Raw genomic sequence first — 26,157 nt, 5'->3', positions numbered from 1 at the left:
ATGACCGGTGCCGGCCGGCGCTGGCAGGATGTCCGCCGGGGCCGGGCGTGCCGGCTGCCCTCGGGAGGAAAGCATGAGCACCAACCCAGCGACGTCCAGCCTGCGGCTGCTGCCGATGCGCCCTCGTGACCCGGGCGAGTCGGGTCGCACGGCCAGCACGCTGGAGCTGTTCTTCGACCTCGTCTTCGTCGTCGCGGTGAGCACCGCGTCAGTCGAGCTGCACCACGCGCTCACCGAGGACCACGTCGTCGACGGGCTCGTGTCGTACGCGATGGTCTTCTTCGCGATCTGGTGGGCGTGGATGAACTTCACCTGGTTCGCCACGTCGTTCGCGGTCGACGACTGGCTCTACCGCGTGCTCACCCTGGTGCAGATGGCCGGCGTGCTCGTGCTGGCTGCAGGGGTGGAGCCGGTCTTCGCCGACCAGGACTTCCGCATCGTGATCGTCGGCTACGTGATCATGCGTGTCGCGATGGTGGCGCAGTGGCTGCGCGCCTCCCGCCAGGCCGGCGACGCGCGCCGGACCTGCCTCACCTACGCCGCGGGCATCGCGCTCGTCCAGGTCCTGTGGATCGCGATGCTCGCCCTGCCCGAGTCGGTCCTGCCGGTCGCCTTCGTGGTGCTCGTGCTGGCCGAGCTGGCCGTGCCTGTCGTCGCCGAACGCAGCAGCACGACTCCGTGGCACCCGCACCACATCACCGAGCGGTACGGCCTGTTCACGCTGATCCTGCTCGGTGAGAGCCTGCTGGGATCGGCCAACGCCGTGCTCGAGGCGCTCCACGACGAGGCCGACCTCGGTCCACTGCTGGCCGTCGCCACCCTGGCCTTCGTGGTCACCGCGGCGCTGTGGTGGATCTACTTCTGGCCGCCGCACCACCGCGCGATCACCTCGCTCGCGAGCTCGTTGCGCTACGGCTACGTCCACTACGTCGTCTTCGCCGCCGCCGGCGCCCTGTCGGCGGGCATCGAGGTGGAGATCGACGTGCTCACCGACCACTCGAAGCTGTCCGACCTCGCCGCGGCGTTCACCGTGACGGTGCCGGTGGCGCTCTTCGTGCTCGGGATCTGGTGGATCGCGCTGCGCGACCACGCCGACCGCGTGGTCAACACGGTCGTGCCGCTCGGCGCGCTGCTGGTGCTGCTCGACCCGGTCCTGCCGATCCCGTTCGCCGTCACCGCGATCGTGCTCGTGGCCGTCGTGGTCGTGCTGGTGCTGCGACCCCCGACCACGGCGCCGGCTGGTCACTGACCGGCGGCCCCGGGTCTAGAGACCGGACTTCCCCTCGGCCCAGTAGGGCTGCGTCCTCACGGCCTTGCGGTCCAGCCCCACGACGTCGCGCAGGAGGGTGCGCTGGCGCTGGATGGCCGGACCGTTGCCGGCCAGGTAGGCCACCGGGTCGGGCAGCACGCGCAGCGCCTCGACGTTCGCGCGGATCCAGGCGTCCAGGACCGCACCTGGCGTCTCCACCGCCGGGAGCACGGTGGCCTCCGGCACGAGCGCCCGGGTCGCGTCCACGTCGAGCTCGGGCACCTCGAGCACGGTGACCAGGTCGCGTCCGTCGCGGGCCGCACGCTCGGCCATGCACAGCGCGAGGCTGATCACGGTCGCGTCGCCGAGCAGCACGGCGGGTCGTCCGTCACCGGTCGCCGTCTGCCGCCCACGGCCCGGCACCCCCGCCGGGTCCCACGTGAAGGCCCGCGCGGACGACCACCGGCAGACCTTCACGGCGTCACCCTCGGCCCACCCCTCGACCAGGTCGTGACCGGGCGTCGGCCCGGGATGGTCGTGGCGCTGCACGATGATCGTCAGGGCGTCACCCTCGATCAGTGCCGGCGTGTAGTGACGGAACTCGTTGCGGGACACGCGGAACGCGGTCACGTCGCACGGCTCGATCGTGGCGGACGCGAAGTCGGGGCAGCGCAGGACGAGACGGCGCAGGCCCGGCGAGATCACCTTGTTCGCGCCGACGGTGGCCCCGTGGGCCTGGGCCTCGACGTAGTTCGCGAGCAGGGTGGGCGTCTTCGACACGGTGTGCTCCAGGTCGGCCGGGTCGGGCGACGACGGCCCCGACCCCTGGGTCGGGGCCGTCGCTGCCCGAGGTGTCAGGACGTGAACGTCTCGAGACCGTCGGCGAAGCGGCCGAAGACGTCGGCGTAGGCCTGCGCCGACGGCGGCGCCACGGACGTCCACGGGATGTAGGCGTCGTTCTCGGCGGCCGTGGTCTTGCCCCAGACCGGCTCCTTCTTCAGCGCGGCCAGGCCGGCACTGCCGATGCGGTCGTCCCAGTAGGCGACGTCGGCGTCGTACGTGTCGGCCTTCTCCCAGCTGAGCGACTCGAAGTAGCCGCCCTCGTCGGGGTTCTTCGGCGTCACGATGTCGAGGCCGATCTCGTCGCGGTAGTACTTGAGGTCGGGGCTGACCTCGGGGTTGGAGACGTAGAACAGGTCGGGCGAGTACGAGACCGCGAGGATCGACGGCTTCGCGTCCTGCGCGACCTTCTCGAGCCGCGCCTGCGCGGTCTCGAAGGCCTCACGGCCCTCGGCGAAGTCGGCCTCGTCGGCACCCAGCGCCGTGGCGGCCTTCTCGGTGGAGTCGATGATCTGCGGGAGCGTCTTGCCGTCGAAGCTGATGACGAGCGTCTGGAACTGCGCGTCGAGCTTCTTCTTGACGTCGGCGTTGACGTACCAGAGGTCGGGCTCGAGGTAGCTGCTGGTGACGACCAGGTCCGGCTCGAGACCGGCCAGCTTCTCGAGGTCGATGTCGCCGTACTCGCCGCCACCGGTGACGTCCTCGACGGCGTCGGCGTCGAGTCCGGCGGCCTGGGAGTCGAGCTCGCCGTCGGCGTTCTTCACCGGTCCGAAGACTCCGACGATCTTGTCGCCGAGGCCGAGGTCGGTGAGGGCGGCCGCGACCGACGACTGCACGACGAGGCGCTCGGGCGCGGCGTCGAGCTCGAGCTTCGTGCCGAGGTCGTCGGTGTAGGTCCAGGCCTGGTCGGAGCCGGAGTCGTCGTCGGACGAGCCGCAGGCGGCGAGCGGGAGCGCGAGGGCCAGGGCGGCAGCAGCCACCGTGCGGCGGAGCAGGGGGGAACGTCGTGTCATGCAGGGCAGCCTAACTTAAGGTTGCCTTACCTGAGCAAGAGGTCAGATCACTCGGTCGGCGTGAGGTGCACCACGCCCGCCGCAGGGTCGGCAGTAACCACCCGGACCTGGCGCCGCTCGCCCTCGCGCAGCCGGGCCGACCCCGCGCCGGCGTCGGTCGCGACCAGCACGGCGGGCTCGAGCAGCATGACGTCCGCATCCTCTCCGTCGACGTCGACCACCAGCGCCGCGACCTCCTGGCCGACGAGCGGGGCGAGCATCGACGCCTCCACCCGGTCCAGCACGCCGCGGGTGGCACGGGACGCGAGGGCGTCGGAGGCTCGCATCGCGTCGGGGACCGACGGCAGCGCCTCGCGCAGCGCCCTCGGGACCTCACCCCCGCTCGACACCGCCAGGCAGACCTCGCTCGCGAAACGGTCGGCGAGCCGCCTCAGCGGTGCGGTGACCTGGGCGTACGGCGCCCCGACGCCCGCGTGACCCGGGGCCGCGGGCGGCTCTCCGTCGAAGGCGGTGAACGAGGCTCCGCGCAGCAGACGGGTGGCGTCGGTCATGACCGCCAGGTGGGTGACGTCGTCGGCGTCGAGGCGGTCGAGCAGCGCCGCCGGGTCGTCGCCTGCGTCCACGCCGAGAGCGCGGGCGCGGTCGAGGAACCGCTGCACGTCGCGCGGGTCGGGGTCGGGCAGGGTGCGCAGCAGCCCCACCCGCGCCTCGAGCATGATCGACGCGGCCACGGTGCCGGTGAGCAGCGAGATCTCCGCGTTCCAGTCGTCGGCCTCGCGCCGGACACGCCAGACCGCGCGCCACCCGCCCGAGGTCGCCTCGTCGGGCACGACCTCCTGGTCGGGCAGGCCCAGCTCGAGCGCACCCGCGGCCACGCGGGCCGCGCGCCGCAGCCGGCCGACGTCGGGCAGCGCGCTGATGCTCGGGTGCAGTCGGCCGGCGTCGGCGTCGGCCTGCACGGTCTCGTAGTCGAAGCGGGCGACGGACCGCACCAGCGCACGCTCGACGTGATGGTCCACGACGGTGCCGTCTGCGTCGAGGTCGATGCTCCACAGCACGGCGCCCCGCACCTGGTCGGGCAGCAGGCTCAGCGCACCTTCCGAGAGCACCGGCGGGTGCAGCGGCACGCGACCGTCGGGCAGGTAGATGGTCTGCCCGCGTCGGCGGGCCTCCGTGTCGATCGCGCTCCCCAGCGGGATCACGCCCAGGTCGGCGATGGCGTAGTGCACCCGGAACCCGCCGTCGCGACGCTCGAGGTGAACCGCCTGGTCGAGGTCCATGGCCCCCGGCGGGTCGATGGTGACGAAGGGCAGGTCGGTGCGATCGGTCGTCGCGAGCGGGCCGCGGGCCGCGACCTCGTCGGCCTCGACGAGCACGTCGTCGGGGAAGTCGTCGGAACGCTCGGCAGGTGGCAGGTCGAGCTCTCGGCGCAGCGTCTCGAACACGTCCGCGACGCTACCAGCGCACCGCACCGACCCGGTTGCGCCGACCTCCGTGGAAGGCAAGGTGGAGGCATGGACACGCACATCACCGCCACCCGCGCCATCGACGCACCGGCCGGCGAGGTCTTCGCGATCCTGTCCGACCCCCAGCGGCACCACGAGATCGACGGCTCCGACATGGTGCGCAGCGACGACCGCTCGGACCGCATCACCGCCGCGGGCCAGTCGTTCAGGATGAACATGCACCACCCGAGGGCCGGCGACTACCAGACCGACAACCACGTGACCGGCTTCGAGCAGGGCTCCCTGCTGGCGTGGCAGACCGGAGCGGTCGACGCCGACCCGGCCGGCTGGGAGTGGGTGTGGCGGTTGACCCCTCTCGGGCGCGACTCGACCGAGGTCAGCGTCACCTACGACTGGTCGAAGGTCTCCGACCCGGCCGTCCTGAAGCGGCTGCACTTCCCCGTCGTGCCGCACGAGGCGCTCGAGTCGACCCTGGCCAACCTAGCGGCCGCGGTCGCCTGAGGCGGTCCCACGCCCTCACCGTCCGGCGGCGAGCAGGTCCTCGACGGTGGTCAGCTTGACCCGCGGCCGTCCGCTCGCGAGGCCGGCGTCGATCTCGCGGCGCTCGATGGCCCGCACCCCCGCACCGCGGACGAGCTGCGGCTGACGCCGCTGCACCAGCCGGGACAGTGCCCGCTCCGACCGCGACGGGGACCGGAGCCGGCCGTCGGCCGCATCGCCCAGCAGCGTCGTGACGGTCTCGCCCGCGCACACCCGATTGGCACCGATGCCGCCGGTCGACCCGCGCTTGGCCCAGCCGACGACGTAGGCGCCGGCGACGGGCTCGCCGGTCGCCGGGTCGACGACCCGGCCGTCGTGGTTCGGGATCAGGCCTCGCTCCTCGTCGAACGGCAGCCCGGGGACCATGCGTCCGCGCCGGCCGATCGAGCTGACCAGCAGCTGCGTAGGCGCCTCGACCTCGCCGTCGGGGCCCGCGACGGTCACCGACGTCAACACCCCGTCCCCGTGCGCGGCCGTGACCCGGCGGCCGAAGGCCAGCACGAGCCGCTTGCCTGCGCCGGCACCCCCGCCGGGCTCGGACGTCCAGTCGCTCCGCACGCGCGGGAACCCGGCCAGCAGCGCGGCGTTCGTCCCCGTCTCCGGGGCGGCCAGGGTCGTCGCGGTCGCCTCGTCGTCCTCGACGCACAGCTCGATGCCGTCGGGCAGCGTCAGCAGCTCGGGCCGGGTGAAGGCGGCGTGCTCGGGGCCGCGACGCCCCAGCAGCACGACCTCGCGCACGTCGGCCCGACGCAGCGCCTCCAGGGCGTGGTCGGCGATCTCCGTGCCGGCCAGTCGACCGGGATCGCTGAGCAGCAGGCGCGCGACGTCGAGCGCGACGTTGCCGTTGCCCACGACGAACACCCTCGACCCCTGCACGCCGACGGCGTCGCCGGGGACGTCGGGATCGCCGTTGTACCAGGAGACGACCTCGGTGGACCCGTGGACACCGTCGAGGTCCTCCCCCTCGATGCCGAGCCGTCGGTCCTCGGGAGCCCCGATGCCGTAGACCACCGCGTCGTGGTGCTCGAGCAGCTCCTCGTGCGAGAGGTGCCGACCGACCTCCACGTTCATGAACAGGCGCGCGCGGGGGTGGTCGTAGGTCCAGCCGAAGGTGTCCTGCACCCGCTTGGTCTCCGGGTGGTCCGGCGCCACCCCGCCGCGCAGCAGACCGCCCGGGACCGGTAGCCGGTCGAAGAACGACACGTGCGCGTCGGAGGCCGCGAGCAGCTCACGCGCGGTGTAGGTCGCGGCCGGGCCGGTCCCGACGACGGCGACGCGCAGGCCCGTGGGCACACCGGGGCGCACGCGGGCGTGGGTCTGCTGCTTCGCGACCTCGCGCTCGGGCCGCTGCTCGTAGTAGGCCGCGTTCAGCTCGGCGAACACGGCCTCGCCGCCGCGCAGGATCTCGATCGGCTTGATCGCCGACGCCGGGCAGGCGTCGGCACAGGCACCGCAGTCGATGCACGAGCGCGGGTCGACGTAGAGGATGTCGGTCGTGCCGAAGTCGGGCTCCCCCGGCGTCGGGTGGATGCAGTCGACCGGGCACACCTCCACGCAGGAGGCGTCGGAGCAGCAGCTCTGGGTGATGGCGAAGGGCATGGCGGCCTCAGAGCATGTGCACGCGGCGGTACAGCCGCTTGGCCGTCGGCGTCAGCAGCCCGGCCTCGGCCAGGAAGTCCATCAGGTGCACGCACGACAGACGCATGAGGGCGTGGTGGTGCTCGTTGTTCCTGGCCGCCTCGACGGCCTCCTTCACGTCGAGCCCGGCCTCGGCGTACACCTCGGGGCGGACGAGGCTCTTGACGATGAAGTAGCCGACGCTCGCGATCTGCAGGGCGCTGGCGCGGCGGCGGGCCTCGGAGATGCCCTTCATCGCCTCGAGGGTCTCGTGGCGCGCGAACTTCATGTGCCGCGACTCCTCGACCACGTGGATCTTGCAGATCGTCTTGACCTGCGGCGAGACGGAGGCGCCGCGCATCCAGTCACGCTGCATGACGTCGAGGACCTCCTCGGCCACCAGGATCGACGTGTAGGCGACCTCGCCGCGCGCGGTCAGCTTGAGCAGCTTGGCGGCCTTGTGCAGCAGCGGGTGGGGCAGGTAGGAGCGACCGGCGATGTGCTGGGCGCCCTTGGCGAACATGATCGAGTGGCGGCACTCGTCGGCGATCTCGGTGAGCGCGAACCGGAACTCGCTGCTCGCGTAGTCCTTGTCGTAGATGTCGACGAGCAGCATCTGCTGCAGGAGCATCTCGAACCAGATGCCGATGCTCGCGACGCTGGCCGCCTCGTGGCGCGTGAGCGTGGCGCGCTGCTCCGGCGTCATGCGCTCCCACAGGTCGGTGCCGAAGAGCGTGCACCACTCGGGGTTCACGCCGTCGTGCAGCGGGTCGAGCGGGGCGTCCCAGTCGACCTCCTTCTCGGGGTCGTAGGACAGCTGGGCCGACGACGACAGGAGTCGCTCGAGCACGCCGTCACGCTCGACCTCCGCGCGGAACGCGGCGGCGTCGGGGGTGGTGGGGCGGGTCTCGGTGATCGTCATGGCGGGGCTCCTCGACTATGGGACAGACATGATGTGACATCGGGAATGTCATATCCGTACCCACGGTATGTGGAGCGCGCTCGCTCCGCAAGAGATGCCCGTCACCCTTCATCGCGATCGGCAGGGCGGACCGGGACCGCGCACGGGAACCTCACCCGGGCACGGCGAGCTTTCCGGGCGTGCGGGGAATCCCCGTGCGCGGCGGGAGATTCCCAGGTCGACCTGGGAATCCGCGGCACGGGTCAGGGGCGCTCGGCGAGCCAGGACTCGGCCAGGCGGGCGGGTGCGCGTGCGAGCCAGGCGTCCTCGACCGCGGTTTCCAGCCGGGCGGGGTCCACCAGGTCGAGCTCGACCAGGAAGCCGGGGTGGTTCGCCAGGTGCTCGATGGTGAAGAAGCCCGGCACGCCCTCGCCGAGGATCGCGTCGCGGTCGGCGAGGTCCTCGGTGCGCAGCCCGACGATCTCGCCCTGCGGCACCGGGTCGTCGCCGAACCGCCTCAGGTCGGCCTTGCTGAACGGTCGCACCCAGCAGAACATCGCCTTCTCGACGAACCAGGCGCGGTTGCCCCAGCTGGTGCGCTCGGCGACCTCCGGAAGTGCCAGGCACAGACGCTCGACGTCCTCGACGGTGGCCATGCGATCACGGTGCGGGTTGGCCGGCGGCGCGTCAAGCACGGGCGGGAACGACGACGGCGCCCACCCCCGAGGGGGCGGGCGCCGTCGACAGCGCGTCGGTGCGACGACTCAGTGGTTGTGCCCGGCGTGGGCGTCACCCTCGTCGTCGGCCGGCTTCTCGGCCACCAGGGTCTCGGTGGTGAGCAGCATGGCGGTGATGGACGCGGCGTTGGCCAGCGCGGAGCGCGTGACCTTGACCGGGTCGAGGATGCCCTGCGCGATGAGGTCGCCGTACTGGTCGGTGGCGGCGTTGTAGCCCTCACCGGACTCGCGGACCTTCGACACGACGACCTCGCCGGAGACGCCGCCGTTGCGGGCGATCCACTCCAGCGGGGCGTCGGCACCCTTGCGCACGATGCGCACGCCGACGGCCTCGTCACCGGTGAGCCCGAGGTCGCCCTCGAGCACCGAGACGGCGTGGACGAGGGCGGAGCCGCCACCGGCGACGATGCCCTCCTCGATGGCCGCGCGGGTCGCCGAGACGGCGTCCTCGATGCGGTGCTTCTTCTCCTTGAGCTCGACCTCGGTGGCCGCGCCGACCTGGATCACGCACACGCCGCCGGCCAGCTTCGCGAGACGCTCCTGGAGCTTCTCGCGGTCCCAGTCGGAGTCGGTGAGCTCGATCTCGGCCTTGATCTGGTTGACCCGGCCCTCGACCTCGGCGGTCTCGCCGCCGCCGTCGATGATCGTCGTGTCGTCCTTGGTGACGACGACGCGACGGGCGGTGCCGAGCACCTCGAGGCCGACCTGGTCGAGCTTGAGGCCGACGTCGGGCGTGACGACCGTGGCGCCGGTGAGCGTCGCGATGTCCTGCAGCATGGCCTTGCGGCGGTCACCGAACGCGGGCGCCTTGACGGCGACCGAGGTGAAGGTGCCGCGGATCTTGTTGACGACCAGCGTGCTGAGCGCCTCGCCCTCGACGTCCTCGGCGATGATGAACAGGCTCTTGCCCGCGCCGATGACCTTCTCCAGGAGCGGGAGCAGCTCGGCGACCGAGCTGATCTTGCCCTGGTTGACGAGCACGTACGGGTCGTCGAGGACGGACTCCATGCGCTCGGTGTCGGTGACCATGTACGGCGAGAGGTAGCCCTTGTCGAACTGCATGCCCTCGGTGAAGTCGAGCTGCGTGCCGAGCGTGTTGGACTCCTCGACGGTGATGACGCCGTCCTTGCCGACCTTGTCGAACGCCTCGGCGATGAGCTCGCCGATGTGCGCGTCGCGCGAGGAGACGGTGGCGACGTCGGTCATGTCCTTGATGTCGTCGACGTCGCGGGCGATCTCGTGCAGCTTCTCGCTGACGGCCTTGACCGCGGCCTCGATGCCCTTCTTCAGGCCGACCGGGTTGGCGCCGGCGGCCACGGCGCGCAGGCCCTCGTGGACCATCGCCTGGGCGAGCACGGTGGCCGTGGTGGTGCCGTCACCGGCGACGTCGTTCGTCTTGGTGGCGACCTCCTTGGCCAGCTGGGCTCCGAGGTTCTCGAACGGGTCGTCGAGCTCGACCTCACGGGCGACGGTGACACCGTCGTTCGTGATCGTGGGGGCGCCCCACTTCTTGTCGAGCACGACGTAGCGGCCCTTGGGGCCGAGGGTGACCTTGACGGTGTTCGCGAGGGCGTCGACGCCCCGCTCGAGGGCGCGGCGTGCGTCCTCGTCGAACTCGAGGATCTTGGGCATGTGATGCCTTCCTACGCATGGATCAGATGGGGTGCCCGGCGAGTGCCGGACAGAGAGTCAGCGACCGGGGCTCAGCAGCCACGGTCCTGAGGTGGATGGGACCCGACCGGCAAGGCGCGCGAGCGACGGCGACCCGTTCTTGGTCGCCGAGCGAGCAGCAACGCCGCCGGTCGGGAGCCCAGGCACCTTAGGAGACGACGGCGAGGACGTCGCGGGCCGAGAGGATGAGGAACTCCTCGCCCGAGTACTTGACCTCGGTTCCGCCGTACTTGCTGAAGATGACCTTGTCGCCGACGTTGACGTCGAGCGGGACGCGGTTGCCGGAGTCGTCGATGCGACCGGGGCCCACGGCCACGACCTCACCCTCCTGCGGCTTCTCCTGGGCGGTGTCCGGGATGACGAGTCCGGATGCGGTGGTCTGCTCGGCCTCGACGGCCTTGATGACGAGACGATCCTCGAGCGGCTTGATGGTGACCGACACTGGTCGACCTCCCCTTCAACGTTGGTGGAATGACGGATGGAACGTGATGGGTGTGCACGCCGTCGCGGGGGTCGTGCACGGTTGGCAGTCTCGGTACCCGAGTGCCAGTTCCGAATCTAGCACTCACCCCTACTGAGTGCTAAAGGGTGTTCGCCGTCGGCGGACGCTCGTTCCTCCGCCGACCTGCGACGAGGGAGCGCCGTTCGTCGCGGCTGGTTGGATGGGCGCGTGGACCTGGCGACGTTCGAGCGGCTGCAGACCGACGAGGGACGGGCGCTGGTGGCCGAGGTGCACGAGCGGGCCGGGGTCGAGTCCGACCTCGCCCTGGGCACGCGGTTGCGCCGCACCCACGACGTCGAGCTGGTGGCGGCCGCCGTGACGCAGAACCACCTGCGCGGGCTCGCGCGCACCAAGCTGGGCGACGACGCGGCTCGGATGTTCTTCACCCACGAGGCGCTGCAGCAGGCCACCCGCGGCTCGGTGGCCCGGCTGCGTGCCGAGCGCCTCGCCGGCACGGGTGCCCCGGCGGCACTCGACCTGGGCTGCGGCATCGGCTCGGACCTGCTCGCGCTCGCTCGCGCCGGCCTGCGGGTCCGGGGCGTGGAGCGTGACCCGGTGCGTGCCGCCATCGCCCGCGCCAACCTGGCCGCCCTCGACCTCGACGGCGAGGTGCTCTGCGCCGACGCCGCCGACGTGGACCCGATGGACGACGAGGTGGTGTTCCTCGACCCCGCCCGACGCGACGACCGGGGCCGGGTGTTCGACCCCGAGGCGATGAGCCCGCCGTGGTCGGTCGTGGCGGCGCACCTGGCCGGTCACGCGGTCGTGAAGACCCTCCCGGGCATCCCGCACGCGCTGGTCCCCACCGGCGTGGAGGCGCAGTGGGTCAGCGACGGCGGCGACCTGGTGGAGGCGTGCCTGTGGGGCGCCGGCCTCGACCTGGCCGACCGCGCTCCGCGTCGCGCCACGGCCCTGCCCGGCGGAGACGACCTGGCCGGCGACGGCGCACCCGGCGACGTCGGCGAGCTGGGAGGCTGGCTGCACGAGCCGGACGACGCGGTGATCCGCGCCGGTCTCGTCGGAGGCCTGGCGGAGCGGATCGACGGCCAGCTGGTGGACCCGCGCATCGCGTGGGTGACCACGGACGTCGACGTGCGCCACCCGCTCGCCCGCTCGTTCCGCGTGCTGCAGGAACTGCCCTACCGCGAGAAGCAGCTCAAGGCCGCGCTCGTGGCGCTCGACGTCGGCACCCTGACGATCAAGAAGCGCGGCGTCGACGTGGTGCCCGAGCAGCTGGTCCGCCGCCTGCGGCTCAAGGGGTCCGTGCGCGCCACCGTGGTGCTGACCCGGGTGGACGACAAGGCCGTCGCCCTGCTGGTCGACCCGCTCCCCCGCTGAGCCGTCCGGCACCCCGCGCGGGTCCTAGGGTGGAGGCGTGCGGATCGACCTGAACGCCGACGTCGCGGAGTCGGCCGACGACCTGGCCCTGCTCGACGTCGTCACGAGCGCGAACGTGTGCTGCGGCGCCTACGCCGGCGGCGAGGAGCTCATGCTCGATGCGTGCGAGCGCGCGGTCGAGCGTGGCGTCGCGATCGGTGCGCAGGTGGGCTACCTCGATCGCGAGGGCTTCGGCCGACGCCCCCAGGAGCCGGCCACGGACGAGCTCGTCGACGAGCTGCGAGCCCAGATCGACCTGCTCGCCGAGGTGGCCGACGCCGTGGGCGGCCGCGTGGCCTACGTCAAGCCGCACGGCGCGCTGTACAACACCGTCGTGCACGACGAGCGGCAGGCGACGGCCGTGGTCGAGGCCGTGGGACCGTACGGACTTCCGCTCCTCGGGCTGCCCGGCGCCGTCTCGCTGCGGCTCGCCGCCACCGAGGGGCTCCCGACCGTCGCCGAGGGCTTCGCCGACCGCGCGTACACCGCCGCCGGGACCCTCGTCCCGCGTGACCAGCCGGGCGCGGTGCTGGGCGACGTCGACGAGGTCGTGTCCCAGGCGCTGCGCCTCGCCGGCCAGGTCGACTCGCTGTGCGTGCACGGCGACTCCCCCGATGCGCTCGCCCTCGTCCGGGCCGTGCGCGCCGCCCTGGCGGAGGCCGGGCACGAGGTCGGACCGTTCGTGTGAGGGTGCTCGCGTGCGGGGAGGACGCCGTGGTCCTGGACTGCGACGACCTCGACGAGGCACGCCGTCGCCATGCGGCGCTGGTCGACCACCCCGACGTCGTGGAGGCCGTGCTGGGGGCGCGCACCGTGCTCCTGCGCGGTCGGCCGTCGACGATGCGAGCGCTGGCCCGCAGCGTCCCTCCGGCGCCCACGACGGCGACGTCCGGCGCGCGTGAGCACGTGGTCGACGTCGTCTACGACGGGCCGGACCTCGACGCCGTGGCCGAGGCGACTCAGATGAGCGTCGAGGCCGTGGTGGGCGCGCACACCGCGACACCCTGGACCGTCGCGTTCGGCGGGTTCGCGCCCGGGTTCGCCTACCTCGTCGACGGCGACCCGAGGCTCACCGTCCCCCGCAAGGACACGCCACGGCCACGGGTTCCCGCCGGTGCCGTGGCCCTGGCCGGCGGGTTCAGCGGCGTCTACCCGAGGGAGTCGCCCGGCGGCTGGCAGCTGGTCGGACGCACCGACGTGGTGCTGTTCGACGTCGAGCGCTCCCCTGCAGCACTGCTCGCACCGGGCGACACCGTCCGCTTCCGCGCCGTCGGTCCCGGGAGTCCGCCGTGAGCCTGGTCGTCGTGCACCCCGGGCCTCTCACGCTCGTGCAGGACGACGGCCGACCCGGGATGGCGGCGCAGGGAGTCGGCGCCGCGGGAGCCTTCGACCGGCGCGCCCTCCACCAGGCGCGCACCCTCGTCGGCGACGCGTCCGGCACCGCCGTCCTGGAGGCGCTCGGAGGCGGCCTCGAGCTGCGGGCCACGTCCGAGCACGTCGTCGCCGTGACGGGGGCGGTCGGGCCGGTGCTGGTCGACGGTGCTCCGGTCGAGCACGGTCGTGCGGTGCGCCTGGGCGCCGGGCGGCACCTGGCGGTCGCCCCGTTCGGCCACGGCCTGCGCGGCTACGTGGCGGTCGCCGGTGGCATCGACGTGCCTTCGACCCTGGGTTCGCGCAGCGCCGACACCCTCAGCCGGCTCGGACCACCGGCGCTGTCCGCCGGTGACGAGCTCGCCGTCGGGGAACCGCTCCAGGACCCGCCCGACGTCGCCCCCGTCCCGAGCCTGCTGACCCCCGGCACCACCACGGTCGACGTGGTGCTCGGGCCGCGCGACGACTGGTTCACGCCCGACGCCCTGGCCGCGTTCCTCGGCACCGGCTGGGTCGTGTCCGAGCGGTCGGACCGCATCGGCGTCCGGCTGGACCACCGTGCTCCCGGCCGCACCGGCCTCGAGCGGGCCGTCGACGGGGAGCTGCCCAGCGAGCCGTGCGTGCGCGGCAGCGTGCAGGTGACGTCGGCCGGGCTCCCGGTCGTGCTCGGGCCCGACCATCCCGTCACCGGCGGCTACCCGGTCATCGGGGTGGTCACCGGCCGTGGCCTCGACCGCCTCGCGCAGGTGCGCCCGGGCGAGACCGTGCGCTTCCGCCGGCACACCCTGCCCTGACCGCGGCGCGGCCCGACCCGCGTCTGGGGCACCATCGAGGGCATGAGGCCCACCCACCGACCCGTCGAGGACGGCGTCGCCACCGACCTGGCGGGCGAGTCGACGTACGGCTCCTACCTGCGCCTGGACCTGCTGCTCGCCGCACAGCAGCCGGTCACCGACCACCACGACGAGATGCTCTTCGTCGTCCAGCACCAGGTGACCGAGCTGTGGCTCAAGCAGCTGGTGCACGAGCTGCGCTCGGCCATCGCGCTGATCGACGCCGACGAGCTCGCCCACGCGCTCAAGCGGCTGGCTCGCGTGAAGGCCGTCCAGCGGCAGATGTTCGAGCAGTGGGGCGTGCTCGAGACCCTGACGCCGGTCGAGTACCTGCAGTTCCGCGACGCGCTCGGCAAGGCGTCGGGGTTCCAGTCGGCGCAGTACCGGACGGTGGAGTTCCTGCTCGGCAACAAGACACCGGCGATGGTCAAGGTGTTCGACCACGAGCCCGAGACCCAGGCGGAGCTGGCCGCCGACCTCGCCGCGCCGAGCCTCTACGACGCCTTCCTGGCCCACCTGGCCCGCCAGGGCCACGACGTGCCGGCCGCGGTGCTCGAGCGCGACCTCGCGCAGCCCTACGAGCCGCACCCCGGCGTCGTGGAGGTGTTCCGTCGCGTCTACGCCGACCCCGAGCGCCACTGGGAGGTCTACGAGACGTGCGAGGAGCTCGTCGACGTCGAGGAGGGGTTCCACCTCTGGCGGTTCCGCCACCTCAAGACGGTGCAGCGGATCATCGGCCACAAGCGCGGCACCGGAGGATCGAGCGGCACGTCCTTCCTGCAGCGCGCGCTCGAGCTCACGTTCTTCCCCGAGCTGCAGGACGTCCGCACCGCGCTCTGACCGAGCGGCGGCGGGGGTGCCCTTCGGCTGCGTCGGCTGCAGGGGTGCCCTGCGGCTGCGTCGGCTGCGGTCCTCGTCGTGGCGGCCTCCGAAAGGGCCTCGACCGGAGCGGGACCAGCGGGCTGGCGGGCCTTGCCGGGCTTCGGCATAGTTCTTGGACACTTCCGGGGCGTTTCGTGCGACCAGAGTGCCCCGGAACTGTCCGAAACGGCGGTCGCCGGCGTTCTGACGCGTTGAGGTCGATTTCCGGCGCAGAGATCGACATCAACGCGTCAAACCGCGGAGGCCGGGCCCGGGGAGCTCGGGCGGCCCGGCGCCCCTGCTCCGTCGAGGCCTCTCGGAGGCCGCCGCCGGACCCCGCTGCGCCGACGCAGCCGGCCGATCGGGCGGGTTCGCGGTGGTTCGACCTCAGGGCTGGTCGTCGTAGGACCACGCGACGTCGTCGCGGACCACCCGCGCCGGCACCCCGGCGACCACGCTGTGGGCCGGGACCTTCTGGCCACGCACCACCGACCGCATCGCCACGACGGCGCCGTCGCCGACGTCGGCGTGACCGGTCACCACGGCGTCCTTGCACAGCCACACGTGCCGGCCGAGGCGGATGTCGGCGCCGAACGGGTTGATCCGCTCGCCCGTGCCGCGGTCCTCGAGCCGGTGCATGTCGTCCGTCGCGACGTACACGTCGGAGGCCCACAGCTGCTCGGGGCCGGCCACGATGCTCCCCCCGTTGCGGGCGTCGACCACGGCGCACCGCGTGGCGATGAGCGGGCCGTGCAGCACGATGCTGGACCCGCCGCCGCAGAACAGCTCGCCGGCGGTGATCTCGCAGCCGGCGTCGACGAACACGGTGGCCCCGTCGCCGCCGACGAGCAGGGTCGAGACGGTGCGCAGGGCGGACCCGACGGCGATCACGACGTCGCGGACGGGGAACAGCGTCAGCTGCGCGAGGACCTTCTCGGGCAGGAAGGCACCGTCGGCGAGGTAGAGGGCGTTGTCGCAGTCGTGCCACCACTGCGGGACACCCTCGGTCGCACGGTGCCAGGTGAGGGCGTCGATCGCGTCGGCCTCGGCGCCCGCGGTGCGCAGGCGCTCACGGTGCTCGGGCGCCATGTCGTCCCGGGTGTCCACCCGTGCATCCTGCCAGGATCACGCAGGACCGAGGGCGTGCGGTCGGCTCACGCGTCCGGGGCGTCCTCCACGAACACGCTGGAACGCAGCTGCTCCCACAGGTCGTCGTCGAAGGCGTCGGCCGGTGCCGCGTACCGGACGCCGTACTTCGGCAGGCCGGGCGGGTCGACGAGGAGGTCGACCTGCCGGATCGACGTGCTGCCCTCGGACGCCTCGATGTCGTAGGTGTAGAAGAACTGCTCCGCCTCGGACGCACCTCGCACGTCGATGGGTGTCGGGTCCTCGACGTCCGCACCCAGCTCGGCCTCCGCCCGCGACCTCAGCAGACCGCCACGGATCTCGAGCGTGCCCACCCGGCCGGACTCGACGAACACGTCGATCCTGGCCGGCACCTCGGACCCGTCGGTGGCGGTGAAGGTCGTCTGGCTGCCCTCGTCGGTCCGCTGCGCCGGCGCCCCCTCGAACCCGCCGGGGATGCCGAGGCGCAGATCTTCGAGCTGCTGCTCCGTCCACCCCGACGGAAGGTCGGCCCCGGGCTGCGACGCCTCGCTGCTCGCCGTGGGCTCGTCCGAGGGCGGATCACCACCGTCGTCGCCGCCGCTGCACGCGCCGAGCAGCACGAGCAGCCCGGTCGCGCAGACCGCCGTCAGTCGGTGTCGTCCGATCATGGTCGTGTCCCCCCGTTCCCCGCAGTGCACCCGGGCCGCTCAGCCCCAGGACGCCCACAGCATCAGCGCCAGGAACCCCACGATGCCAGCGACCAGGACCCACCACCACACCGACACCGGCGGAGGTGGCGCCGTCGGGCGGGCCTCGAGGAGCGTCGGCCGGTCCGGGTCGTGCACCACGACGACGCTGCTGCCGACGGTCGGCGAGACCTCGATCCCGATGGCGTTGGCGGACCACGCGACCACCTCCTCGCCCCGTGCCGTGCGGAACCTGACCCGCACCCGGAAGGCGTGGTCGCGTGAACGGTCGGCACGACGCTCCTCGATGACGCCGTCGACGCGCGGCCAGGTGCGCCAGCGTCGGGCCCGACGTCGTTCGCGTCCCACGCCGACGACGGCGAGCACGGCGACGATCCCGAGCACGAGGGGCAGGGCGAGGTCCGGCACGACCCCACCGTACGCAGTCGCGCGGGTGGACCCCGAAGGGCCAGCGCCGCTACCCTCGCCGCCATGACGGGGGAACCGGGACGCCGGAGTCGGACCATCACGCTCCTGCTCGCGGCCGTGGTGTCGCTCTGCCTCCCGTCGGCGGCCGCGGCCACCGACGGGTCCGAGTCCGGGAACGACACCGGCCGGCTCGTGCTGGTGCTCGACTCGTCGGGGTCGATGAAGGAACGGACGCCCGGCGGCGAGACGCGCATCGAGGCAGCCACGACCGCGCTCGCCGACGTCGTCGCCTCGCTGCCGGAGGCGCAGCCGGTCGGCCTGCGGGTCTACGGCGCCGAGGTGTTCTCCCGCGACGAGCCCGGCGCCTGCGAGGACTCCCAGCTGGTGGTCCCGGTGGAGACGGGCAACCGCGACGACCTGCGCGCCGCGATCGACGACTACGAGCCCTACGGCGAGACGCCCATCGGGTATGCCCTCCAGCAGGCGGGACAGGACCTCGGCGACGAGGGCAGGCGCAGCATCGTCCTCGTCTCCGACGGCGAGCCGACGTGCGACCCCGACCCGTGCGAGGTGGCCGCGGAGCTCACCGAGGACGGCGTCGACGTCCGCATCGACGTCGTGGGGCTCGACGTGTCGGGGCCGGCACGTGACGCGCTGCAGTGCATCGCCCGCCAGGGCAACGGCTCGTACTACGACGTCGACTCCTCCGACGAGCTCTCGTCCAGCCTCGAGAAGCTGGCCACTCGCGCCTCGCGCGACTACACCGCGATCGGCACGCCGGTCGCCGGGACCGAGTCGGCAGTCGACGCACCCGAGGTACGGGCCGGGGACTGGGTGGACGCCCTTCCACCGTCGTCGACCCGCACCTACCGCGTGAGGCGGGAGATCGCCGACTCCACCATCCACGTCGGCGCGACCCTGCGCAGCGACACGCAGGCCGACGACGTGGTCAAGATCGAGCTGAGCACCACCGACGGCCAGGGCTGCGGAGGTGACGGCGTGACCGCCGAGCGCACCGAGGGCGCACTCCTGACGGCCTCGGCGATCGCCTCCGACACCTGCGCGAAGGCGACGTGCTCGTCTCCGTGTCGCGGCAGAACGGGGTCGCCGCCACTCCGCTCGAGCTGCGCGTGGTGGAGGAGCCGTCCTTGACCGACGCCGACTCGCTGCCGACGCCGGCCTCGCCCGTGACCTGGGAGGACCCGGCGTCCGGGACCGAGAGCGAGACCGTCGGCGGCGCGTCCTTCGACGACGCCCCCCTGCTGGAGCCGGGAACGTACACCGACACGATCGTCCCCGGCGAGGCCCTGACCTACCAGGTCGACGCGGAGTGGGGCCAGCAGGTCGTCGCGACGGTCGAGTACCCGAAGGCCTCGGGGCGTCTGGCGGAGGCGATCGGGAACCAGGGCCAGATCGGGACCGTCTCGATCGTCAATCCGGCCCGCGCTCGCGCCGGACTGGGAGCCCAGGCGTCCGGTGCGCCGTCGAACCAGTCGCTCGTCGGCGCCGAGGGCCAGACGCTCGGCAACAGCACCGCACCGATCGCCTACCTCAACCGCGAGGTCGGCGGGGCGAAGGGCGCGGCCGCGCTCGCCGGGCGCTACACGGTCGTGGTCGGGCTGGAGGACGATCCGGACGGCGAGGACTACCTGATCCCCGTGACCGTGCGCATCGGTCTCGTCGGTGAGCCGAACGGGGCCCCGCAGTACACCGAGGCGGCAGCCGACCCGGATGCCGCTCAGGGCTCGTCCGAGTCCACCGACGAGGGCAGCCGCGCGTTCCCGTGGATCCTCGGCACGGCGGCCGCCCTGGCGCTGGTGGCACTTGTCGCACTGGTCCTGCGGGCCCGGCGCGCCGGAGGATCGCCCGAGGGACCGCCGGGCGCCTAGCCCGGCTGCCGATCAGGTCGCCGGGCGGTCCACGCGGTCGACGAGCTCCCCCGGAGCCTGCACGCAGTACGACTCGACCAGCAGCTCGCGCAGCTCCGCCGGGTCGACCGCGTCATCGAGCACCAGTCCCACGACGTCGCCGCTGCGCCCGACACGGAAGTAGGGATGGCCGAGGTGCTCGAAGGCGGCAACCTCGTCCATCGGCGCCCGGAAGGTGACCCGCACGAGGCCGTCCTCACCCCCGAACAGGTGGGCGACGTTGTGTCCCCGCACCACCCATCGGGTCCCCGTCCAGGCTCGCTCGCGGCGCGTCTCGGGCAGGTCGGCGAGGACGGCGGCCACCTGCGCCAGCAACGCCTCGGGTACCGGTGCACGTGCCACGACCCAAGGGTTTCACGAGCCACCGACGTCCCGGTGGGAGCGTCGATCAGGGGTGACGACCCACAGCAGCACCACGAACGAGGGCACGAAGGCGAGCGGCCCGACCACGAGCTGGACGATCTCGGCCGAGAACTCACCGGACTCCCCGGTCTCGCCACCTCGCGTCGCGACCAGGGCGCCCACGGCGATCACCACCACCGCGAGCATGCCGAGGCGGGTCGTCCACCCCTTCGCGACGACGACGCCGGCCAAGGCGACCACGAGCAGCGTGACGCAGGCGGCGCGGACGAGCGGCAGTGCCACCTCCGTCGTCCACCCCGTCACGGTGCACGCGAGGGTCAGCCCGACCAGCACCAAGGGAATCGTCCACGACCTGTCCACGTCGCGAACCTAGTCGCCGAGAGGGGCGGCGGGACGACGAAGGGCCCCGGCCGGCGAACCGGTCGGGGCCCTCGTCAGAGGTGGTGCGGGTGGGGGCTCAGGTCTCGATACGCCGTCCGCGGCACGCTCGCAGAGCTCGCGTGGCCACCGACGTCTACTCGACCTGGACTCGCAGAGCGAGTCTCAGAAGCCCATGCCGCCCATGTCGCCCATGTCCGGCGCGCCGCCACCGGCGGCAGCCGGCTCCGGCTTGTCGGCCACGACGGCCTCGGTGGTGAGGAACAGCGCCGCGATGGATGCGGCGTTCTGCAGCGCGGAGCGCGTGACCTTGGCCGGGTCGATGATGCCCGCGGCGATGAGGTCGACGTACTCGCCCGTGGCGGCGTTCAGGCCGTGACCGGCGTCGAGGCCGGCGACCTTCTCCGCCACGACGCCGCCCTCGAGGCCGGCGTTGATCGCGATCTGCTTCAGCGGGGCCGAGGCAGCGGTGCGCACGATGTTGGCACCCGTGGCCTCGTCACCCTCGAGCTCGAGCTTCTCGAACGCGGCCTTGGTGGCCTGGACGAGCGCCACGCCACCACCGGCGACGATGCCCTCCTCGACGGCCGCCTTGGCGTTGCGCACGGCGTCCTCGATGCGGTGCTTGCGCTCCTTGAGCTCGACCTCCGTGGCCGCGCCGACCTTGATGACGGCCACGCCGCCGGCCAGCTTCGCGAGGCGCTCCTGGAGCTTCTCGCGGTCGTAGTCGGAGTCGCTGTTCTCGATCTCGGCGCGGATCTGGTTGACCCGTCCGGCGATCTGGTCCTGCGAGCCGCCACCCTCGACGATCGTGGTCTCGTCCTTGGTCGTGACGACCTTGCGGGCCGTGCCGAGCAGCGAGATGTCGGCGTTCTCGAGCTTGAGGCCGACCTCCTCGCTGATGACCTCGCCACCGGTGAGGATGGCGATGTCGGCCAGCATGGCCTTGCGGCGGTCACCGAAGCCGGGGGCCTTGATGGCGACCGACTTGAAGGTGCCGCGCATCTTGTTGACGATCAGGGTGGCCAGGGCCTCGCCCTCGACGTCCTCGGCGATGATCGCGAGCGGCTTGCCCGACTGCATGACCTTCTCGAGCACCGGGACGAAGTCCTTGACCGAGCTGATCTTGCTGTTGACGATGAGGATGTAGGGGTCCTCGAGGACCGTCTCCATGCGCTCGGGGTCGGTGACGAAGTAGCCCGACAGGTGACCCTTGTCGAAGCGCATGCCCTCGGTGAGCTCGAGGTCGAGGCCGAACGTGTTCGACTCCTCGACCGTGATGACGCCCTCCTTGCCGACCTTGTCCATGGCCTCGGCGATGATCTCGCCGACCGTGGGGTCAGCGGCCGAGATGGACGCGGTGGAGGCGATCTGCTCCTTGGTCTCGACGTCCTTGGCCATGCTCAGCAGCTGGCTGCTGATGGCCTCGACGGCGGCCTCGATGCCCTTCTTCAGGCCCATCGGGTTGGCGCCGGCGGCCACGTTGCGCAGACCCTCGCGCACGAGCGCCTGGGCCAGCACGGTGGCCGTGGTGGTGCCGTCACCGGCGACGTCGTCGGTCTTCTTGGCGACCTCCTTGACGAGCTCGGCGCCGATCTTCTCGTAGGGGTCCTCGAGCTCGATCTCCTTGGCGATGGAGACACCGTCGTTGGTGATCGTGGGCGCGCCCCACTTCTTCTCGAGCACGACGTTGCGACCCTTGGGGCCGAGCGTCACCTTGACTGCGTCGGCAAGCTGGTTCATGCCGCGCTCGAGGCCGCGACGGGCCTCTTCGTTGAACGCAATGGTCTTGGCCATGTGGAACTCTCCGGTTCGACGTGGTGGGTGTGACCGGTCGGTGCCCGCGACGGACGAGCCCTGCGCCGCGGCGAACCCTTCCCGCTGCGGCCGTGACCCTCACCGGGCCGGTCTGATGTCTAGCACTCTCACTATAGGAGTGCTAACCAACGGCTGGCAATCGGGTCCCGAGAGTGCCAGTCCGCCCCGCGGGACGACCTGTCAGTCCTCGTCGCCGATGACGAGGCGGGGGAGGCGGTCGCGCCAGGGCCGGCCGCGGGTCTCACCGGGAATGGGATCGGCGGCGGGCACGGGGACCGGCACGGGCGGGACTGGGGCGACGGGGTCGGCGGCCTCGTGCTCGGCGGCCTCGGCCAGCCGGTCCTTCCGCGCGATCCACAGGACCGTCGCGACGATCACCACGACCGGGATGAACGCGGGGATGGCCAGCACGGCCACCGGGTGCGTCGTCAGCACCTCTCCCGCGACCGTCGGCTCCATCCGTCGACCCTAGACCGAGAAGAGCAGGTAGATGCCGGTGAACGTGTAGCCGACCATGAGCACGAGCATGGCGAGCTGGCCGGTGAGCCGGTGCGCACGCGGCAGCAGCGCGAGCGCCCGGTCGTGCGCCGCGACGACGGCCACCACGTGCCCGGCCACCACGAACCCGACCTTGTAGACGGCCAGCACGTCCGGGTGCTCGGACAGGAAGTACGAGACCTCCAGCCCGTTGCCGACCCCCAGCAGCTGGAGCAGGTCGATCGCCGCGGCCTGGCCGCGCTCGAGCAGGTAGGTCAGGTAGTGGGCGAAGATGTACCCCACGACGATCGGCACCAGCGAGTGCGCCATGAGTCCGGGCAGCGCCCGGCGCTGGCGTGGCGTGACCCCGCCCGTGGCCACCGACGCCGCGACGAACGCCACGCCGACGACGACGCAGAACAACAGCAGCACCAGCGACGTCGTGAGCGTGGAGTGCGAGCCCGACTGCCAACGCTCGGACGCCGAGAAGCTGTCGAAGGCCGTGGACCCCAGCAGCACCGCGATCGCGGCCACCAGGCCGGGCGCGACGGGCAGCAGCGGCAGCGAGCGCAACGGGTCGTGCGGGTCGAACCTGCGGTCGCGCACCAGCGGGGCGAGGCGCGCCACGAAGGCGCTGTAGACGTCGAAGGGGTCGGCGCGGTCGAACCAGCGCGGGCCGAACAGCACACCGCCCAGCACCGTGACGCCCACGTAGGCGGCCACCCAGGTGCGCACCGTGGTCACGTCGCCGGCGTCGGGCGAGACCAGCTCGAGCCACACGAAGGCGAACAGCCCCACCGCCGCCGGCCAGTAGCCCCAGACGTCGCGGTAGGCCACGAAGCCCTCCGGACGACCGGTGGCGCGACCCACCAGCCACTGCAGCGATCGCCACGGCGACAGGTCCTTCCACACGTGCCCGGCCAGCAGTCCCAACGGCACCAGCCCCACCCACACGAGGATGTAGAAGGCGGCGATGCCCGGGTTGGTCGCGTCGTCCGGCCCCAGGAACAGGGCACCCAGGAACCAGGCGGCGAGCAGCGCACCCAGCACCGCGAGCCACGGCCGCCGCGACGGCTCTGCCCTCTTCGCCGCCCCCCGCCCGGCACCCCCGCCAGGGCTCCCCGCCACCCCCGGCCCGGCACCCCCGCCGGAGCTTTCCGCCGCCCCCGGCCCGGCGGTGGCAGGAGCGGCCTGGAGGCGCGGCTCCTTCCACGCGAACGCCAGCACGGCGAAGGAGATGGTGAGCGCCCACGACGCACCGACGATCGCGTACAGGAACGGGATCGGCAGGTCCGTCGAGCCGCCGACGCCGTGCATCGGCAGCGGCAGCACGGCTCCCACGAACGGATCGAGCACGGGTCAGGGCCGGACGACGAGCTGCACGATCACGGCGTGGGTGGCGTGCGACTCCACCGCCACCTGGCCGGGGCGGTCGATCGTGAACGTCCTCGACGTCTCGTCACCGGCCTCCAGATCGATGCTCACCTCCGGGTCGGAGTGCACGTGCACCTCGTCGGCCACCTCGGCCGTGACGTTCAGCGTGATCGGCTCCCCGACCTTCACCTCCACCCGCTCGCCCTGCGGCGTCGGGCCGTCGGCGGACAGGGTGACGTCGACGACCACGCCAGGATCGGCACTCGCGTCGGCACTCTCCTCGGCCGACGGCGACGCGCTCGCGCTGCTCGGGGCAGCACTGGGGGCGTCCGTGCCCGGGTCCGGGTCGCCGCACCCGGCGAGCAGCAGCCCGGCAGCCACGGTCGTCACCAGGGCGGCGGTCAGCCGCGCGGTCGGAGTCGTCCTCATGTCGGGTTCCTCTCCTCCCCGTCGTCGGGGGTCTCGCCGGCGTCGGGCTCGAAGGCCCGGTCGATCAGGTCTCGTTCGCGCTGCTCGTCCTGGCGGTCCTTGCGGGCGATGTAGAGCACCACCCCCACGACCACGATCGCCGGCACGAAGGCCGGGATCGCGACGAGGGCGGCGTGGTGCGCCCACAGCACCTCGCCGTGGGCGACCCCGAGGACCGCCGGGTCGGGGGTCACGCCGTCCCGGCTCCGCTCCCCTGGTCCAGGCCCGAGCCGCCGCCCGGGCCGTGCTCCAGCTCGTCGCGCCGACGACGACCCTCACGGGCGATGGCCCCGGAGACGCGCGCCACGGCCGCGCTGATGCCGGCCAGGATCGCGAGGCTGCAGATCAGGACCACGAGGTTCGCCACCCCCCACATCCACGGCGAGGTGTCGAGCTCGCGCTCACGCTGCAGGATCTCGATCTCCGGGACGAACTCGCGGGTCATCTGCGACTCGACCGGGACCTCCTCGGCCCCGAGCGCCTCGTCGGCCGGGAGGAAGATCGGCGCGGCGGTGAGCATGCGGCCGTCCTGAACGCGCAGCAGCGTCTTCCAGGTGCCGCCGATCGGCATGGGCTCGGTGGTCTCCCACGAGTCCGGGCCGGTGCGCCTCAGCGACTGCGTGACGACGCCAGCGCCGCCGCCCTGCCACGCGGTGATCTGCACCCACGTCGGGTTCTCGTCGACGAGGCCCTCGGTGGTGGTGACCTCGACCATGATCTCGGGCTGGGCCTCCGTGCCGACCTGCTGGACGGCGAACGTGGCCTCGGCGTTCTCGGGCACCGTGGCGTTGAGCCCGTTGCCGACGGCCACCGACGTGACGACGATCGACCCGACCACGATCGAGCGACCCACCCACCGGTTGCTCGGCAGGCGGCCGTCGAGGCCCATCGCGAACAGGGCACCGCACAGACCGGCGCCCAGAGCCACGGGCACCACGGTCACCAGGCTCTCGAGCCAGATGTCCTGCGGCCACGGGAACTGGAAGACGGCGTCGTTCCAGAACTTCTCGATGACGGTGCCGACCGTGCCGATCAGCAGCCCGCCGACGGCGCCGAACACGAGCGGCTTGTCCTTCAGCCGGCTGAGCGCCAGCAGCTCGATGATCAGGGCGCTGCCGAGGTAGAGCGGGAACACGTGCGACGCCTGGCCGAAGACGTCGCCCACGATGAACGAGACGACGCCGCGCGTGATGACGAAGAAGAACGCCGCGAACAGGGCCGCCCCCGGACCGGCGTACAGCCGCGCGGCCACGAGGGTCAGTGCGGCGGCCGCAGCGATCATCAGCGGCGCGAAGACCATGCGGAACTGCGCGATGCCGAAGTCGAACTCGGCCTGGAAGACCGACAGGCCGATGAGGAGGCCGCCGAACGCCATCGAGAGGGTCAGCTTGTGCAGCGTGCGCGCGCCGTGGTTGTCGGCCGAGCGCTTCCACTCCTCGGAGAACTCGGCCTCGCGGTGCAGCAGGATGATGCCGGCCGTCGAGAGGCCGGCGCCGCCGATCAGCATGAGGTGCGTCGGGCCCCAGAGCGTGACGTCCTGGCCGAACAGGCGGTGCCACACGTCGTCGAGCGGGAAGCCGATGAGGGCGTAGAGCCCGCACGCGGCGATGAAGATGCCGGCGACGGGGGCGTACCAGCTGCGGGTGATCCGCACCGACGCGATGCCGGGACGCTGCCCGTCGCGCGGGAACACGATCGCGCTCATGCCGGCGATGAACAGGGCGAAGAGCCCGTAGAGGATCAGGTAGTGGGCGGGGTTCGCGAGCGGGCCCTCGTCACGTCCGCGACCGGCGTGCAGGCTCACGTCCCACAGGAACCCGAGCAGCGCGACGACGAGGGAGCTGGCCACGAACAGCGAGGGGATGGACGCCCAGCCGGGCTCGCCGGTGCGCTCGTGCAGTCGGTCACCGAGGGTCTGGAACCACTCGATGCGGTGGGTGCGGTGGGCCCAGGCGATGGCGACGAGGACCGCGGTCACGAGTCCGGCCCCGACGCTCAGTCCGATGACCTGGTCGAGGGCCGCTCCGCCCACGGGGGCAGGCTCTGCGGCGACGAGGATGGCGGGGAACATTCCGGGAGTATGTCAGCGCGCCATGTGACACCGCAAGTGTCAGATGAGGTGCGTCACACCCGGCTGCTCGACGTCGACGA

28 protein-coding genes are annotated in these 26,157 nt (G+C 72.4%); 9 read left to right on the top strand and 19 right to left on the bottom strand.

From position 1 onward, the window contains the following. The first annotated feature begins 73 nt into the window (after positions 1-73). Positions 74-1,249, top strand: a complete 1,176-nt coding sequence (locus RQG84_RS03405; RefSeq protein ID WP_311208864.1) for a low temperature requirement protein A — start codon at positions 74-76, stop codon at positions 1,247-1,249. A 15-nt stretch (positions 1,250-1,264) separates the two neighbouring features. Here the strand turns inward: RQG84_RS03405 and RQG84_RS03400 are convergent, their stop codons facing one another. The 3 genes from RQG84_RS03400 to RQG84_RS03390 form a co-directional block, all read right to left on the bottom strand. Further along, complete coding sequence (locus tag RQG84_RS03400; protein ID WP_311208863.1) at positions 1,265-2,029, bottom strand: SIP domain-containing protein; 765 nt, start codon at positions 2,027-2,029, stop codon at positions 1,265-1,267. Between the two features lie 74 nt (positions 2,030-2,103). Continuing rightward, positions 2,104-3,102 (bottom strand): ABC transporter substrate-binding protein, encoded by a 999-nt coding sequence (locus RQG84_RS03395; RefSeq protein WP_311208862.1) that lies wholly within the window; start codon positions 3,100-3,102, stop codon positions 2,104-2,106. 47 nt (positions 3,103-3,149) lie between these two features. Then, on the bottom strand, positions 3,150-4,547 hold the full coding sequence (locus RQG84_RS03390; protein WP_311208861.1) for an RNB domain-containing ribonuclease: 1,398 nt from the start codon (positions 4,545-4,547) through the stop codon (positions 3,150-3,152). Between the two features lie 69 nt (positions 4,548-4,616). On the opposite strand from RQG84_RS03390, the gene RQG84_RS03385 reads away from it, so the two are divergent. Further along, positions 4,617-5,069, top strand: a complete 453-nt coding sequence (locus RQG84_RS03385; RefSeq protein WP_311208860.1) for an SRPBCC family protein — start codon at positions 4,617-4,619, stop codon at positions 5,067-5,069. 15 nt (positions 5,070-5,084) lie between these two features. Here RQG84_RS03385 and RQG84_RS03380 read toward each other — a convergent pair whose 3' ends face one another. From RQG84_RS03380 to groES, 5 genes are all read right to left on the bottom strand, one after another. After that, positions 5,085-6,707, bottom strand: coding sequence for a 4Fe-4S binding protein (locus RQG84_RS03380; protein WP_311208859.1), 1,623 nt, complete (start codon positions 6,705-6,707; stop codon positions 5,085-5,087). Between the two features lie 7 nt (positions 6,708-6,714). Then, positions 6,715-7,647, bottom strand: a complete 933-nt coding sequence (locus RQG84_RS03375; RefSeq protein WP_311208858.1) for a diiron oxygenase — start codon at positions 7,645-7,647, stop codon at positions 6,715-6,717. 242 nt (positions 7,648-7,889) lie between these two features. Beyond that, on the bottom strand, positions 7,890-8,282 hold the full coding sequence (locus RQG84_RS03370; protein ID WP_311208857.1) for a hypothetical protein: 393 nt from the start codon (positions 8,280-8,282) through the stop codon (positions 7,890-7,892). 108 nt (positions 8,283-8,390) lie between these two features. Next, on the bottom strand, positions 8,391-9,995 hold the full coding sequence (groL, locus tag RQG84_RS03365) for a chaperonin GroEL (protein ID WP_311208856.1): 1,605 nt from the start codon (positions 9,993-9,995) through the stop codon (positions 8,391-8,393). Positions 9,996-10,182: 187 nt separating this feature from the next. After that, a complete protein-coding gene (gene groES, locus RQG84_RS03360) occupies positions 10,183-10,476 on the bottom strand; it encodes a co-chaperone GroES (RefSeq protein WP_055963614.1) in 294 nt (97 codons plus the stop codon). A gap of 228 nt (positions 10,477-10,704) precedes the next feature. Between groES and RQG84_RS03355 the strand changes: the two genes are divergently transcribed. The 5 genes from RQG84_RS03355 to RQG84_RS03335 are packed head-to-tail and all read left to right on the top strand — an operon-like array spanning position 10,705 to position 14,957. Next, positions 10,705-11,874, top strand: a complete 1,170-nt coding sequence (locus RQG84_RS03355) for a THUMP-like domain-containing protein (RefSeq protein WP_311208855.1) — start codon at positions 10,705-10,707, stop codon at positions 11,872-11,874. 37 nt (positions 11,875-11,911) lie between these two features. Next, entirely contained in the window at positions 11,912-12,601 is a 690-nt protein-coding gene (locus RQG84_RS03350; RefSeq protein ID WP_311208854.1) for a 5-oxoprolinase subunit PxpA, read from the top strand. Beyond that, positions 12,598-13,206, top strand: a complete 609-nt coding sequence (locus tag RQG84_RS03345; RefSeq protein WP_311208853.1) for an allophanate hydrolase subunit 1 — start codon at positions 12,598-12,600, stop codon at positions 13,204-13,206. Before RQG84_RS03350 ends, RQG84_RS03345 begins: the two co-directional genes overlap by 4 nt. Further along, entirely contained in the window at positions 13,203-14,078 is an 876-nt protein-coding gene (locus RQG84_RS03340) for a biotin-dependent carboxyltransferase family protein (RefSeq protein WP_311208852.1), read from the top strand. The genes RQG84_RS03345 and RQG84_RS03340 overlap by 4 nt, the downstream gene beginning before the upstream one ends. 42 nt (positions 14,079-14,120) lie before the next feature. After that, entirely contained in the window at positions 14,121-14,957 is an 837-nt protein-coding gene (locus tag RQG84_RS03335; RefSeq protein ID WP_311208851.1) for a tryptophan 2,3-dioxygenase family protein, read from the top strand. A 408-nt stretch (positions 14,958-15,365) separates the two neighbouring features. Here the strand turns inward: RQG84_RS03335 and RQG84_RS03330 are convergent, their stop codons facing one another. Genes RQG84_RS03330 through RQG84_RS03320 form a run of 3 tightly spaced genes read right to left on the bottom strand, consistent with a single transcriptional unit; the run spans position 15,366 to position 17,200 of the window. Beyond that, on the bottom strand, positions 15,366-16,085 hold the full coding sequence (locus RQG84_RS03330; RefSeq protein WP_311208850.1) for a hypothetical protein: 720 nt from the start codon (positions 16,083-16,085) through the stop codon (positions 15,366-15,368). A 47-nt stretch (positions 16,086-16,132) separates the two neighbouring features. Next, positions 16,133-16,753: a hypothetical protein gene (locus RQG84_RS03325; RefSeq protein ID WP_311208849.1), complete on the bottom strand. Its 621-nt coding sequence runs from the start codon at positions 16,751-16,753 to the stop codon at positions 16,133-16,135. Positions 16,754-16,792: 39 nt separating this feature from the next. Further along, positions 16,793-17,200, bottom strand: coding sequence for a DUF3592 domain-containing protein (locus RQG84_RS03320; protein ID WP_311208848.1), 408 nt, complete (start codon positions 17,198-17,200; stop codon positions 16,793-16,795). A 63-nt stretch (positions 17,201-17,263) separates the two neighbouring features. Between RQG84_RS03320 and RQG84_RS03315 the strand changes: the two genes are divergently transcribed. Next, complete coding sequence (locus tag RQG84_RS03315) at positions 17,264-18,352, top strand: VWA domain-containing protein (RefSeq protein WP_311208847.1); 1,089 nt, start codon at positions 17,264-17,266, stop codon at positions 18,350-18,352. Beyond that, positions 18,349-19,089: a hypothetical protein gene (locus tag RQG84_RS03310; protein ID WP_311208846.1), complete on the top strand. Its 741-nt coding sequence runs from the start codon at positions 18,349-18,351 to the stop codon at positions 19,087-19,089. Before RQG84_RS03315 ends, RQG84_RS03310 begins: the two co-directional genes overlap by 4 nt. Positions 19,090-19,101: 12 nt before the next feature. On the opposite strand, the gene RQG84_RS03305 is transcribed toward RQG84_RS03310, so the two are convergent. The 8 genes from RQG84_RS03305 to RQG84_RS03270 all read right to left on the bottom strand — a co-directional run bounded on the left by RQG84_RS03305 (position 19,102) and on the right by RQG84_RS03270 (position 26,077). Next, positions 19,102-19,470: an MmcQ/YjbR family DNA-binding protein gene (locus RQG84_RS03305; protein ID WP_311208845.1), complete on the bottom strand. Its 369-nt coding sequence runs from the start codon at positions 19,468-19,470 to the stop codon at positions 19,102-19,104. Positions 19,471-19,482: 12 nt separating this feature from the next. Further along, a complete protein-coding gene (locus RQG84_RS03300) occupies positions 19,483-19,824 on the bottom strand; it encodes a hypothetical protein (protein WP_311208844.1) in 342 nt (113 codons plus the stop codon). Between the two features lie 210 nt (positions 19,825-20,034). Next, positions 20,035-21,666, bottom strand: coding sequence for a chaperonin GroEL (gene groL / locus RQG84_RS03295; protein ID WP_311208843.1), 1,632 nt, complete (start codon positions 21,664-21,666; stop codon positions 20,035-20,037). 201 nt (positions 21,667-21,867) lie between these two features. Next, on the bottom strand, positions 21,868-22,146 hold the full coding sequence (locus RQG84_RS03290; RefSeq protein WP_311208842.1) for a hypothetical protein: 279 nt from the start codon (positions 22,144-22,146) through the stop codon (positions 21,868-21,870). Between the two features lie 9 nt (positions 22,147-22,155). Then, entirely contained in the window at positions 22,156-23,505 is a 1,350-nt protein-coding gene (locus RQG84_RS03285) for a hypothetical protein (protein ID WP_311208841.1), read from the bottom strand. 18 nt (positions 23,506-23,523) lie between these two features. Then, entirely contained in the window at positions 23,524-23,967 is a 444-nt protein-coding gene (locus RQG84_RS03280) for a hypothetical protein (RefSeq protein ID WP_311208840.1), read from the bottom strand. After that, complete coding sequence (locus RQG84_RS03275; protein ID WP_055963573.1) at positions 23,964-24,200, bottom strand: hypothetical protein; 237 nt, start codon at positions 24,198-24,200, stop codon at positions 23,964-23,966. Before RQG84_RS03275 ends, RQG84_RS03280 begins: the two co-directional genes overlap by 4 nt. After that, on the bottom strand, positions 24,197-26,077 hold the full coding sequence (locus RQG84_RS03270; protein ID WP_311208839.1) for a hypothetical protein: 1,881 nt from the start codon (positions 26,075-26,077) through the stop codon (positions 24,197-24,199). The genes RQG84_RS03275 and RQG84_RS03270 overlap by 4 nt, the downstream gene beginning before the upstream one ends. Positions 26,078-26,157 lie beyond the last annotated feature (80 nt).

The organism is Aeromicrobium sp. WCS2018Hpa-31 (assembly GCF_031843905.1).
GTDB lineage: Bacteria > Actinomycetota > Actinomycetes > Propionibacteriales > Nocardioidaceae > Aeromicrobium.
The sequence above is the reverse complement of the archived record's forward strand: the minus strand, read 5'-3'. Positions and strand labels throughout refer to the sequence as shown.

Coding starts and splice junctions, on each gene's coding strand:
- RQG84_RS03380 (WP_311208859.1), bottom strand. CDS start 6,707: ATGCCCTTCGCCATCACCCAGAGCTGCTGCTCCGACGCCTCCTGCGTG.
- RQG84_RS03290 (WP_311208842.1), bottom strand. CDS start 22,146: ATGGAGCCGACGGTCGCGGGAGAGGTGCTGACGACGCACCCGGTGGCC.
- RQG84_RS03395 (WP_311208862.1), bottom strand. CDS start 3,102: ATGACACGACGTTCCCCCCTGCTCCGCCGCACGGTGGCTGCTGCCGCC.
- groL (WP_311208856.1), bottom strand. CDS start 9,995: ATGCCCAAGATCCTCGAGTTCGACGAGGACGCACGCCGCGCCCTCGAG.
- RQG84_RS03385 (WP_311208860.1), top strand. CDS start 4,617: ATGGACACGCACATCACCGCCACCCGCGCCATCGACGCACCGGCCGGC.
- groL (WP_311208843.1), bottom strand. CDS start 21,666: ATGGCCAAGACCATTGCGTTCAACGAAGAGGCCCGTCGCGGCCTCGAG.
- RQG84_RS03315 (WP_311208847.1), top strand. CDS start 17,264: ATGACGGGGGAACCGGGACGCCGGAGTCGGACCATCACGCTCCTGCTC.
- RQG84_RS03325 (WP_311208849.1), bottom strand. CDS start 16,753: ATGATCGGACGACACCGACTGACGGCGGTCTGCGCGACCGGGCTGCTC.
- RQG84_RS03370 (WP_311208857.1), bottom strand. CDS start 8,282: ATGGCCACCGTCGAGGACGTCGAGCGTCTGTGCCTGGCACTTCCGGAG.
- RQG84_RS03405 (WP_311208864.1), top strand. CDS start 74: ATGAGCACCAACCCAGCGACGTCCAGCCTGCGGCTGCTGCCGATGCGC.
- RQG84_RS03280 (WP_311208840.1), bottom strand. CDS start 23,967: ATGAGGACGACTCCGACCGCGCGGCTGACCGCCGCCCTGGTGACGACC.
- RQG84_RS03270 (WP_311208839.1), bottom strand. CDS start 26,077: ATGTTCCCCGCCATCCTCGTCGCCGCAGAGCCTGCCCCCGTGGGCGGA.
- RQG84_RS03375 (WP_311208858.1), bottom strand. CDS start 7,647: ATGACGATCACCGAGACCCGCCCCACCACCCCCGACGCCGCCGCGTTC.
- RQG84_RS03335 (WP_311208851.1), top strand. CDS start 14,121: ATGAGGCCCACCCACCGACCCGTCGAGGACGGCGTCGCCACCGACCTG.